The organism is Micromonospora maritima, assembly GCF_902825405.1.
GTDB classification, from domain to species: domain Bacteria; phylum Actinomycetota; class Actinomycetes; order Mycobacteriales; family Micromonosporaceae; genus Micromonospora; species Micromonospora maritima.
The window spans coordinates 1-11,685 of the sequence record NZ_CADEAU010000141.1 but is presented as its reverse complement, the minus strand read 5'-3'; the positions used below and the strand labels follow the sequence as shown (position 1 = coordinate 11,685).

12 protein-coding genes are annotated in these 11,685 nt (G+C 71.9%); 8 read left to right on the top strand and 4 right to left on the bottom strand.

Going from position 1 to position 11,685, the window contains the following annotated elements; genetic code table 11:
• The 6 genes from HUW36_RS15205 to rny all read left to right on the top strand — a co-directional run.
• A partial coding sequence (locus HUW36_RS15205; RefSeq protein WP_174528764.1) for an MFS transporter occupies positions 1-625 on the top strand: 625 nt, incomplete at its 5' end.
• A gap of 4 nt (positions 626-629) precedes the next feature.
• Positions 630-830 (top strand): DUF3046 domain-containing protein, encoded by a 201-nt coding sequence (locus tag HUW36_RS15200; RefSeq protein ID WP_018785963.1) that lies wholly within the window; start codon positions 630-632, stop codon positions 828-830.
• Positions 831-1,015: 185 nt separating this feature from the next.
• The gene (gene recA / locus HUW36_RS15195) at positions 1,016-2,065 is read left to right on the top strand and encodes a recombinase RecA (protein WP_013284729.1); all 1,050 of its coding nucleotides are present in this window, start codon (positions 1,016-1,018) and stop codon (positions 2,063-2,065) included.
• Between the two features lie 11 nt (positions 2,066-2,076).
• Positions 2,077-2,769 (top strand): regulatory protein RecX, encoded by a 693-nt coding sequence (locus HUW36_RS15190; RefSeq protein ID WP_174528763.1) that lies wholly within the window; start codon positions 2,077-2,079, stop codon positions 2,767-2,769.
• A 262-nt stretch (positions 2,770-3,031) separates the two neighbouring features.
• Positions 3,032-3,736, top strand: a complete 705-nt coding sequence (locus tag HUW36_RS15185; protein ID WP_174528762.1) for a 3-keto-5-aminohexanoate cleavage protein — start codon at positions 3,032-3,034, stop codon at positions 3,734-3,736.
• Between the two features lie 828 nt (positions 3,737-4,564).
• On the top strand, positions 4,565-6,331 hold the full coding sequence (rny, locus tag HUW36_RS15180) for a ribonuclease Y (RefSeq protein WP_174528761.1): 1,767 nt from the start codon (positions 4,565-4,567) through the stop codon (positions 6,329-6,331).
• 59 nt (positions 6,332-6,390) lie between these two features.
• Here rny and HUW36_RS15175 read toward each other — a convergent pair whose 3' ends face one another.
• Genes HUW36_RS15175 through HUW36_RS15160 form a run of 4 tightly spaced genes read right to left on the bottom strand, consistent with a single transcriptional unit; the run spans position 6,391 to position 9,784 of the window.
• Entirely contained in the window at positions 6,391-7,362 is a 972-nt protein-coding gene (locus HUW36_RS15175) for an amino acid ABC transporter permease (protein ID WP_174528760.1), read from the bottom strand.
• Positions 7,359-8,066, bottom strand: a complete 708-nt coding sequence (locus HUW36_RS15170) for an amino acid ABC transporter permease (protein WP_174528759.1) — start codon at positions 8,064-8,066, stop codon at positions 7,359-7,361. Before HUW36_RS15170 ends, HUW36_RS15175 begins: the two co-directional genes overlap by 4 nt.
• A 36-nt stretch (positions 8,067-8,102) precedes the next feature.
• Positions 8,103-8,975 (bottom strand): glutamate ABC transporter substrate-binding protein, encoded by an 873-nt coding sequence (locus tag HUW36_RS15165; protein ID WP_174528758.1) that lies wholly within the window; start codon positions 8,973-8,975, stop codon positions 8,103-8,105.
• Between the two features lie 53 nt (positions 8,976-9,028).
• Positions 9,029-9,784 (bottom strand): amino acid ABC transporter ATP-binding protein, encoded by a 756-nt coding sequence (locus HUW36_RS15160; protein WP_281357526.1) that lies wholly within the window; start codon positions 9,782-9,784, stop codon positions 9,029-9,031.
• A 199-nt stretch (positions 9,785-9,983) separates the two neighbouring features.
• Here HUW36_RS15160 and selD point away from each other — a divergent pair, with 199 nt between their 5' ends.
• Positions 9,984-10,973, top strand: a complete 990-nt coding sequence (gene selD, locus HUW36_RS15155; RefSeq protein ID WP_174528757.1) for a selenide, water dikinase SelD — start codon at positions 9,984-9,986, stop codon at positions 10,971-10,973.
• Between the two features lie 212 nt (positions 10,974-11,185).
• Positions 11,186-11,665, top strand: a complete 480-nt coding sequence (locus HUW36_RS15150) for a hypothetical protein (protein ID WP_174528756.1) — start codon at positions 11,186-11,188, stop codon at positions 11,663-11,665.
• Positions 11,666-11,685: the final 20 nt, after the last annotated feature.

Sequence of the window (11,685 nt, the reverse complement as noted above, 5' to 3'; positions counted from 1 at the left end):
GGCGGCCACCCGGCGCGGTGGCATGGTCGCCGCGTGGCGCACGGTACGCCGACGGCCGGCCGCCCGGCTCGGCATCGCCGCGGTCGCGGTGGGGCACCTGGTGATGGTCGCGGTGATGTCGATGACGCCGGTGCACCTCGGCGAGTGGCACTCCGACGCGGACGTGCTGTCGGTGGTCGGCGTCGTGCTCAGCCTGCACATCGCCGGGATGTACGCGTTGTCGCCGGTGGCGGGCTGGCTCACCGACCGGCTGGGCCGACGGCAGGTGATCCTCGGCGGGGCGGCGCTCCTGCTGGCGGCGTGCGCGGTCGCCGGCACCGCCGGGCACCACACGCCGCCGCTCGCGGTGGGGCTGGCGCTGCTCGGGCTGGGCTGGTCGGGCACCATGGTGGCGGGCTCGACGCTGCTGTCGGAGTCGGTGCCCACCGCCGACCGGCCCGGCGCACAGGGCCTGTCCGACCTGCTCATGGGGCTGGCCGGGGCGGGCGCGGCGGCGGTCAGCGGGTTCGTCATGGAGGCGGTGGGGTACCCGACGCTCACCGTGCTGGCGGCCGTCGCGGTGGTGCCGCTGGTGGCGCTGGCGCTGCGGGGCACCGGCGGGGGCACACTCGACGAGGAGGACTGAACAGGTGCGGCTGACCGACTTCTGGACGCGGCTGGAGGAGGCGTTCGGGCCGGGGTACGCGGCCAGCATCGCCAGCGACCAGGTCCTGTCCCAGCTCGGCGGGCGAACCGTCGAGCAGGCCCTCGCGGCCGGTGAGGAAACGCACGTGGTGTGGCGCGCCGTGGTGGCGGCCTATCCCGACCGGGTGCCCGCGCGACTACGCTGAGCAGCCTTTTCCCCGCTTCCGCGTGTCGCTTGCCCAGTCGTACACCTGTTCGGCTATTGTCCACAGCGGGGTGCTCGTCCACAGCTCACGGCCCGTCGGCTGGTTTTCTGTCGGACCCAGCGCCTAGCGTGTCCCGCGTGACGCGAAGCTCAGGAAAGACGCCGGCGAAGGCAGGGGTGGCAACGATGGCAGCAGGGCCTGACCGGGAGAAGGCGCTCGACCTTGCTCTCGCTCAGATCGACAAGCAGTTCGGCAAGGGTTCGGTGATGCGGCTGGGGGAGCGGCCCGTCGTGCAGACGGCTGTCATCCCGACCGGCTCCATCGCGCTCGACGTGGCGCTCGGCGTGGGCGGTCTGCCGCGCGGCCGGGTCGTCGAGATCTACGGTCCGGAGTCCAGCGGTAAGACCACGGTCGCGCTGCACGCGGTGGCCAACGCCCAGCGCGCCGGCGGCATCGCCGCGTTCATCGACGCCGAGCACGCGCTCGACCCGGAGTACGCGCGGGCCCTCGGCGTCGACACCGACGCCCTGCTGGTCTCCCAGCCGGACACCGGCGAGCAGGCGCTGGAGATCGCCGACATGCTGGTCCGCTCCGGCGCGATCGACATCATCGTGATCGACTCGGTCGCCGCCCTGGTGCCGCGCGCCGAGATCGAGGGCGAGATGGGCGACAGCCACGTCGGCCTCCAGGCCCGGCTGATGAGCCAGGCGCTGCGGAAGATCACCGGTGTGCTCAACAACACCGGCACGACCGCGATCTTCATCAACCAGCTCCGCGAGAAGATCGGCGTGATGTTCGGCAGCCCGGAGACCACCACCGGTGGTCGGGCGCTGAAGTTCTACGCCTCGGTCCGGCTCGACGTGCGCCGCATCGAGAGTCTCAAGGACGGCACCGACGTGGTCGGCAACCGCACCCGGGTCAAGGTCGTCAAGAACAAGGTCGCCGCGCCGTTCAAGCAGGCCGAGTTCGACATCATGTACGGCAAGGGCATCTCCCGCGAGGGCTCGCTGATCGACGTCGGCGTGGAGCAGGCGATCATCCGCAAGTCCGGCGCCTGGTACACCTACGACGGCGACCAGCTGGGCCAGGGCAAGGAGAAGGCCCGCGAGTTCCTCCGCGAGAACCCGGACGTGGCGGCCGAGATCGAGAAGAAGATCCTGGAGAAGCTCGGCGTCGGCACCGGTGGTGCGGGCGACGCCGCCGGTGGCCCGGAGCTGCCGCCGGTCGACTTCTGATCCGCTGACCCGTGGCAGGACGACGCGCTCGCACGGGGCGGGGCTGGGATGCCAGTCCACCCCGTGCGGGTGACGACACCGGCACGCCCCGGCCGCGCCGTGGGCGCCGTGATCGCGCGGTGGAGCCCGAACCGGGGGAGGCTCCGACTCCGCCGCGCGACGAGGCGGAGTTGGCCCGCGAGATCTGCCTGCGGCAGCTCGCGGTGCGCCCCCGCACCCGGGCCGAGCTGGCCGGCGCGCTGGCCCGCAAGGGCATCTCCGAGGAGACCGCCGAGCAGGTGCTCGACCGCTACGACGAGGTCGGCATCGTGGACGACGCCGCCTTCGCCCGGGCCTGGGTGAGCAGCCGCCATGCCGGGCGAGGGCTCGCCCGGCGGGCGCTCGCCAACGAGCTGCGGCAGCGGGGCGTCGACGGCGAGGTGGCCGGCGAGGCACTCGACGGGATCGACGAGGAGACCGAGGCGGACACCGCCCGTGCCCTGGTCGACCGGAAGCTGCGCACCGCCCGGGGGGAGCCCGACGCGGTGTTCCGGCGGATGGTCGGAATGCTGGCCCGCAAGGGCTACCCGGCCGGGGTGGCGATCCGGGCGGTGAAGGACGCGCTCGCCGCGCAGAGCGCCGAGGCGGCCGAGTTCGCCGAGCACATCGACGCCGACGCACTGGCCGACGCCGAGAACGACCTCGACACCCGCCGACCCGACTGAGAGCGGCGACCGCGCGCTCGCCGTTCTCGTGTGTGCTCCCGCCGATCTTGGAGTTGTGGCGCCCCTGATGTCGGGGTGATCCCTTTCCGGAGGTGCCACAACTCCAAGATCGAGGGATCCGGGGGGATCTCGGCGCGGAAAGTGCCCCGGTCGGGGCGGTGCGGTGCCACGGGGCTCGGGGCTCGGGGCTCGCCGGGCGTGATGCTGGCCGGCGGTTCCGGTGTCGGCGCGTGGCCGCCCGCGACGGAAGGGAGTGGAACCAGTGCTGAAGGCGTGTCTGAACGGCGGTCGGCGGCGGGACGAGCACCCCGCCGTGCCGCTCACCCCGGCCGAGCTGGCGGCCGACGCCGCGCGCTGCGCGAGCGCGGGTGTGGCGGCGGTGCACGTCCATCCCCGGGACGACGCAGGCGCCGAGTCGCTCGACGCGGCCGTGATCGCCGCGGCGGTCACCGCCGTCCGGGCGGCCCGCCCCGGCCTGCCGGTCGGGGTCAGCACCGGCGCGTGGATCGTTCCCGACCCGGTCGAACGGGTGGCCGCCGTCCGTGCCTGGACGGTCCTGCCGGACTTCGCCTCGGTCAACGTCCACGAGCCCGGCGCGGCGGAGGTCGCGGCCGCCCTGCACGAGCGCGGCGTGATGGTCGAGGCCGGGATCTGGACGGAGGCGGCGGTCGACGCCTGGCGGCGCTGGTCGACGCCGACCGGTCGGGTCCTGGTCGAGTGCATGGCCGAGCGGGTGGAGGCGGCGCTCGCCGACGCGGCTGCGATCCTCGCCGCCCTGCCCGGCGGGGGCCCGCCGGTGCTGCTGCACGGCGAGGGCCCGGCGACCTGGCCGGTGTTCGGCGAGGCGGTACGCCGGGGTCTGCACACCCGGATCGGCCTGGAGGACACGCTCCTGCTGCCCGACGGCGCCCCGGCCCCGGACAACGCGGCCCTGGTCGCCGCCGCCCGGTCCCGGGGCTCCCGCTGACTCTCTCCGCTGCCCCACCCGCCCTCACGGGGGTCACCTCGCGGTGTGCGGGTGGCGATCAAGGAGTTGGCGTCGGCGAGGACGCCGCGCGGAGTGTGGGTTTGTGGGACGGGATGCCACTGTCCCGGGCGCGACGGAGTGGATCATGGCCGGCGCGGCCGGCGCGTCCGCGGTCGGGCGGCACGCGGGTTGAGCAGGACGGGAAGGTCACGGGCAGATGACGGACGGCGAGATTTGTCCGTGCGTGTCCGGCATCTGATCGGCGTTGCGTGACGGGACAACTTCTCTCCGTCCGGGTGGTTTGATCATGACTTCTTGACCGAACGGCCCCTCGCGACCTAGCCTCGCCATACAGGCTCACATTGCCCGACCAGCGCAGGCTAAGCGCACAACATAGATCGCGTAACAGAACAGCATCACTTTGGCCAGCTTCACCGGCCCCTTGACGGTCGTTCCGGACCCGGTCCGGTGCGTCCGACAACTGCAACCGGCCGTAGGCGGTACCCGTGCGGGGCACCGCCGACGGAAAGCTACCCACAGCCAGCCGCTCCGGTCGGGCGTCCAGAGCCGCAGGTGCGTGCCCCACGCGCGCGTCCTGCGGCGTTGACGTTCAGGGGAGGCGGCCATGGCGGGGCGGCACAGGTTCACCGGCGGTCTGCCACACGGTCCCGGCCGCTCCTCGCCGGGCGACCACTCACGAGACGCAGGCGAGCCACCACGCGTCGGTCAGCCACCCCGTGCCCGGGAGCCACGCCGGACCGGTGAGCCAGCACCTGCCGGCGCGGCGCGGCGGGTCGGCGAGGCGGCGTACCGGTGCGGAGCGGTGGCATGAGCGCCTTCGACGTCGTCCTCCTCGTGGTGGTCCTGCTGCTCGCCGTGGTGGTGGTCGGCGCCGTGCTGTTCGGCGTGCGTACCCTCAAGCGGCTCAGCCTGGCCCCGGCGCCGGAGGACCCGGCGTTCATCGCCGAGAAGGACCGGCAGGAGCAGTCCCTGGCGGCGCTGCGCAGCGCGGCCGACGAGGCGAACAGCACCATCGACGTGGCGAAGTCCGCGGCCGCCGCGGCGCGTACCGAGGCGGCCGCTGCCAAGGCCGAGGCGAAGGCGGCGCGGGCCGAGGCGCGGCGGGTGCTCGACGACGCCCGGGCCGAGGCCGACACCGTGCTGGAGCGGGCCCACAAGCAGGCCGAGGCGGACGCTGAGCAGTTGCGCGCGACCGCGCGGCGCAGCGGCGAGCGCGAGGTGGCGGTGCTCGCCGCCACCACCCGGGAGCAGGCGGCCGAGGTCGAGCGGCGGGCCGCCCGGATGGACGAGCGGGAGCGGCTGCACACCGAGGAGGTGGAGCGGCTGGCCGAGCGGGAGCGGCAGCTCACCGCCGCCACCGCGGCGCTGGCCGCCCGGGAGGCGGCGCTGGCCGAGCGCGAGCGGGCGCTGACCGAGGTGGAGGAGCAGCGCCGCCGCGAGCTGGAGCGGGTGGCCGGGCTGACCGCCGAGTCGGCCCGCGCGGAACTGGTCGAGTCGATCGAGGGGCAGGCGAAGCGGGAGGCGGCACTGCTGGTCCGGGAGATCGAGGCCGACGCCCGGGCCACCGCCGAGCAGCGCGCCCGGCACATCGTGGTGGACGCCATCCAGCGGGTCGCCAGCGAGCAGACCGCGGAGAGCGTGGTCAGCGTCCTGCACCTACCGGGGGACGAGATGAAGGGGCGGATCATCGGCCGGGAGGGCCGCAACATCCGCGCCTTCGAGTCGGTCACCGGCGTCAACCTGATCATCGACGACACGCCGGAGGCGGTGCTGCTCTCCTGCTTCGACCCGGTCCGCCGGGAGGTCGGCCGGCTGACGCTGGAGAAGCTGGTGCTGGACGGCCGGATCCACCCGCACCGGATCGAGGAGGTCTACGACCTGGCCCGGCAGGAGGTGGAGGAGCTGTGCCACCGGGCCGCCGAGGACGCCCTGGTCGAGGTCGGGATCACCGAGATCCACCCGGAGCTGGTCACCCTGCTGGGGCGGTTGCGCTACCGGACCTCGTACGGGCAGAACGTGCTCAAGCACCTGGTCGAGACCGCGCACATCGCCGGCATCATGGCCGCCGAGCTGCGGCTGGACATACCCACGATCAAGCGCTGCGCGTTCCTGCACGACATCGGCAAGGCGCTCACCCACGAGGTGGAGGGCAGCCACGCCATCATCGGCGCGGACCTGGCCCGCAAGTACGGCGAGACCGAGGACGTGGTGCACGCCATCGAGGCGCACCACAACGAGGTGCCGCCGCAGACCATCGAGGCGGTCCTCACCCAGGCGTCCGACGCCTGCTCGGGCGGGCGGCCGGGCGCGCGGCGGGAGAGCCTGGAGGCGTACGTCAAGCGGCTGGAGCGGATCGAGGAGATCGCGGCCGGCAAGCTGGGCGTGGAGAAGGTGTTCGCCATGCAGGCGGGCCGGGAGATCCGGGTGATGGTCAAGCCGGACGACGTGGACGACATCGGCGCGGCGGTGCTGGCCCGGGACGTGGCCAAGCAGATCGAGGAGGAGCTGACCTACCCGGGTCAGATCCGGGTGACGGTGGTGCGCGAGTCCCGGGTCACCGAGATCGCCCGCTGATCGGGAAAACGTGAGGGCCGACCGGAACGATCCGGTCGGCCCTCGTCGTACCTGGTTTCTCAGATGCCGCCGCCGGCGCCCTCGGCCTGGGAGGTGAGCGCCGCGGGCGGCGGGGTGGGCGGGGCGGCGCCGGTGGTCCGGCGCCCGCGGGAGAGGCGACGCTCGGCGTACTGGGCCAGCTTCGACAGCGAGTAGTTGATCGCGATGAACAGCACCGCGATCACCACGTACACCTGGATCGGGTTGCCCAGCACGCCGATGATCTGCTTGCCGATGTTGAGCGTCTCCTCGTAGCTGATGATGAAGCCGAGCGAGGTGTCCTTGAGCACCACCACGAGCTGGCTGATCAGCGCCGGCAGCATGATCCGGAAGGCCTGCGGCAGCAGGATCAACCCGGTGGTCTGGAACGGGGAGAGTCCGATCGCGGCGGCGGCCTCCGCCTGGCCCCCGGGCAGTCCCTCCATGCCGGACCGCAGGATCTCGGCGATGACGACCGCGTTGTAGACGGTGAGGCCGATGACGAGGTACCAGAGGTTGTCGAACGAGACACCGAACTCCGGGAAGCCGCGTGCCACGAAGAAGATGGTGAGCACGACCGGCAGGCCGCGGAACACCTCGACACAGATCCGGGTGATCACGGACAGCGTCCCGCTCAGCCCGCGCAGGAGGTACGCCAGCGGGGTGGCCAGGCCGGTGAAGCGCCGCCGGGTCAGGCTCTTGAGCTGGATCCGCAGCACGGCGATCAGGGTGCCGACGACGAGCGACGCGAGGATGGCCAGCGCGGCGGCGATGAGCGTGTTCTTGAGGCCGACCCAGAGCCGCTCCCAGACCTGGGAGAAGTTCTCGTTCGAGGGGTCGACGAGCGGGCCCCACAGCTCCATCGAGAGCTGGCCCTTGTCCGCCAACGGCCGGTAGATCAGCAGATACGCCCCGGCCAGCAGCACGACGACGGCAACCAGGCTGCTGATGAGCGTGATCCGCCGCTGACGCGGCCCGGGGACGTCGTAGAGGACGCTGGTCTGCCGGCTCATCGGGCCACCGCCTGTCGCTTCTCGATCCGGTCCAGCAGGGCGCCGAGCGGCACCGTCATGATCAGGTAGCCGACGGAGATGCCGATCGCCACCGGGATGAAGGCGTAACCGCCGGCCGAGGTGAGCTGGTCGGCGGTCTGGGAGAGGTCACCCACGACGCCGAAGAAGCCGACCAGGGCCGAGTTCTTGATCATCGCGATGATGACCGAGCCGAGCGGCACCACCGACGCCTTCCAGGACTGCGGCAGCACCACGTAGCGCAGGTTCTGACCGAAGGTCAGGCCCAGCGAGCGGGCGGCCTCGGCCTGGCCGGCGGGCACCGCGTTCACGCCCGAGCGGAGCGCCTCGCAGACGAACGCGGCCGTGTAGAGCACCAGCGCGATCAGACCGAACCGGAAGTAGGGGAGGTCCGTGCCGAGCCGGCTGAAGATCGCATCCAGCCCGGGGATCCGCAGGAAGTCCGCGTTCGAGCCGAGGGCCGGCAGACCGAACGCGGCGAAGAACAGCACCACGGTCAGCGGCATGTTCCGGAAGATGTTCACGTACGTGGTGCCGACGGCGCGCAGCGGTGGCACCGGCGAGATGCGCAGCACCGCCACGACGGCGCCCAGGATCAGGGCGCCGATCGCGGCGAGCACGCAGATCTGGAGGGTGAGCCAGAACCCGCCCGCGAAGACGTCGAACTTGTCGATGAGCACATTCACGGGTCGGTTTCCTCCCCACCCTCCGGATCGGACGGATCAGTAACGGTTGATGGTCGGCGCGTCACCCAGCGTGGCGCCGAACTTGCCGGCGGTGTCGTCCCACGCCTTCTTCCAGCTGCCGTCCTGGAAGGCCTTGTCCAGGGTGTCGTTGATGAAGTTACGGAAGTCGGTGTCCTCCTTCTTGACACCGATGCCGTACGGCTCCTTGGTGAAGTTGTCGCCGGCCATCTTGAAGGACGCCTCGTCCTTGGCGATGTAGCCGAGCAGGATGACGTTGTCCGTGGTCACGGCGTCGACCTGCTTGCCCTTGAGGGCGTCGCGGCACTTGTCGTAGGTGTCGAAGAGCACCAGCTGGGTGGCGACGTCCTTGACGTACTTCTTGATCTCCTCGGCCGGGGTGGAGCCGGTGACCGAGCAGACCTTCTTGGTGCCGTCCTTGAACGAGTCCGGACCGGTGATCGCGGCCTCGTCCTTGCGGACCATGATGTTCTGGCCGGCCTCGTAGTACGGCCCGGCGAAGGCGATGCGCTCCTTGCGCTTGTCGTTGATCGTGTAGGTGGCCGCGACCAGGTCGACGGTCCCGTTCACGATGACGTCCTCGCGGACCTTCGACGGGGTCTCGACGTACTCGATCTTGTCCTCGGGGATGCCGAGTTCCTTGACGATCAGCTTCGCCACCTCGACGTCGAAGCCCTCGGGCTTGCCCGACAGCCCCTTCTGGCCGAAGCCCGGCTGGTCGAACTTGGTGCCGATCTTGATCTTCTGGGCCTTGTTCAGCCGCTCCATCGTGCTGCCGGCCGCGAAGTCCTTGCTGCCGGCGCCGGTGCCCTCGTCGTCGCCACCGCAGGCGGCCAGGCCGAGCGCCAGGGTTGCCGCCGCGGCCACCGCCGCCACGCGCTTGTAACGCATACTCGATCTCCTTCTTCGACGGAGCCGCCCGGGGACGACTCCACTACGGACGCTCAGTGCGTGAGGATCTTGGAGAGGAAGTCCTTGGCCCGCTCGCTGCGCGGGTTCGCGAAGAACTCGTTCGGCGGGGCGTCCTCGACCAACTGCCCGTCGGCCATGAAGACCACCCGGTTCGCCGCGTGCCGGGCGAAGCCCATCTCGTGGGTGACCACGACCATGGTCATGCCGTCGCGGGCCAGTGACGTCATCACGTCGAGCACCTCGCCGACCATCTCCGGGTCCAGCGCGCTGGTCGGCTCGTCGAAGAGCATCGCCTTGGGCTGCATGGCCAGCGCGCGGGCGATCGCCGCCCGCTGCTGCTGGCCGCCGGAGAGCTGGGCCGGGTACTTGTCCGCCTGGTTGGCGATGCCGACGCGGTCGAGCAGGGCCAGGCCGCGCTCGCGGGCGGCGGCCGGCTTCTCCTTGCGCACCTTGACCGGCCCGAGCGTGACGTTCTCCAGGATGGTCTTGTGCGCGAAGAGGTTGAACGACTGGAACACCATGCCGACCTCGCTGCGCAGCTTCGCCAGCGGCTTGCCCTCGGCCGGCAGCGGCTGCCCGTCGAAGGTGATGGTGCCGTTGTCGATCGGCTCCAGCCGGTTGATGGTGCGGCACAGCGTCGACTTGCCGGAGCCGGACGGGCCGATCACGACGACCACCTCGCCCCGGCCGACGGAGAGGGACACGTCGTCGAGCACGTGCAGCGGCCCGAACCACTTGTTGACCCCGTCGAGCACGATCAGCGGGTCGCCCGTCGTCACGTCGTCCACCGTCCCTGTCGTCCGTGCCGGAACGGAGGGTCGGTCGACCCTCCGGTTGGGCAACTGTAGGCGGCCTGATGTGGCAGAACGCAACCCAGATGGTCACGGAGCGGTAACACCGGTCACCGGCGTGCCGGTGCGTCCGAATTCCGTCACCGACCGGTGCGTCCGACTGGCGGTGGCACCGCATCACGGAGATCATGAGGCGGTGACCGATGCGATCCGGCTGACCGACTACGCCCGTGGCGGCGGCTGCGCCTGCAAGATCCCGCCGGGGGAGCTGGAGGCGATGGTCGCCGGACTCGGCGCCACCGGCGGCGCGACCGACCTGCTGGTCGGCCTGGAGAACGGTGACGACGCCGCGGTGGTCCGGCTGGACGAGCGGACCGGCCTGGTCTGCACCGCCGACTTCTTCACCCCGGTGGTCGACGACGCGTACGACTGGGGGCGGATCGCCGCGGCCAACGCGCTCTCCGACGTCTACGCGATGGGCGGCACCCCGCTCGTCGCGCTCAACCTGCTCTGCTGGCCGCGCGGCGTGCTCCCGCCGGAGCTGGCCCGCGAGGTGCTGCGCGGCGGTCTGGACGTGGCCCGGGAGGCGAACTGCCACCTGGCCGGCGGGCACAGTGTGGACGACGACGGCCCGAAGTACGGCCTGGCGGTCACCGGGGTGGTCCGGCCGGAGGAGCTGATCACGCTGGACGCGGGACGGGCCGGTCTGCCGTTGTCGTTGACCAAGCCGCTCGGCGTGGGCGTGCTGAACACCCGGCACAAGCAGACGGGTGAACGGTTCGGTGAGGCGGTGGCGTCGATGGCGCGGCTGAACCGGGACGCGGCCCGGGCGGCGGTGGACGCCGGCATCCGGTGCGGCACCGACGTGACCGGCTTCGGCCTGCTCGGGCACGCCTCGAAGCTGGCCCGCGCCAGTCGGCTCACGGTGGCGATCGACACGGCGGCGGTGCCGTACCTGGCGGGCGCGCGGGAGGCGCTGCGGGACGGGTACGTCAGCGGCGGCACCCGGCGCAACCTCGACTGGGTCACCCCGTGGACCGATTTCGGCGCCGCCGACGAGTCCGAGCGGTTGCTGCTGGCCGACGCGCAGACCTCCGGCGGCCTGCTGGTCGCGGGGGAGGTGCCGGGCGGCACCGTGATCGGCGAGCTGCTGCCGGCCTCGGAGCACCTGATCCGGCTGCGCTGAGCGTCGCGGCGTCGGCGCGGCAGGACGCGAACGGGGCACGATACCCGATAAACTGTCACCTTCCCGCTACTCAGGGCAACGTCGCCCGGGGAAATTTTGCCCGGAATGGTCACAGACCGGTAACTTGCCCCCGGCTGGGGTCAAATGCACCCCACCATCGATACAGAGGCCCGATCCGGAGGCCGGTGGAACGAGCGCAGCGAGGAGGCGGCATGACCGAGCTGTGGAACTGGAGAATCGACGGCGGAACGCCGGTGGAGGTCTATCCGGCGTTGGCCGAGGCGCTCGGTCGGGTGGTGATGCCCCTCGCCGTCGCCGACCCGGTCCGGCTGCCCGCGTACGCGGTGGTCTGCGACGTGTGGGAGGCGCCCGGGCTGTACGGCACCGTGGTCGACTGTTACGGCGTGCCCGAGCGCCTGCCCGAGCTGCCCGCCATCGCGGCGCTGGCCCGGGTGCTGGGCCGCAACTGCCTGATGCGCGACGACACGCTCGACGCCGGCCGGCACCTGCTGGTCGCCCCGGACGGCACGATCCGCCCGGTGCACTTCGACGTGGCCGACACCGACGACGGCGAGGTGCTCAGCCACCACCGGCTCTGCACGGTCGCCGACGCGCGCTGCCGGGGCTGGTCGCAGTGCCACCGGTCCCGCTGGGCCCCGGACACGGTCGCCCCGGCGCTCGCCGCCGCCTGAGCGCGGGCGGCGGCACGCAC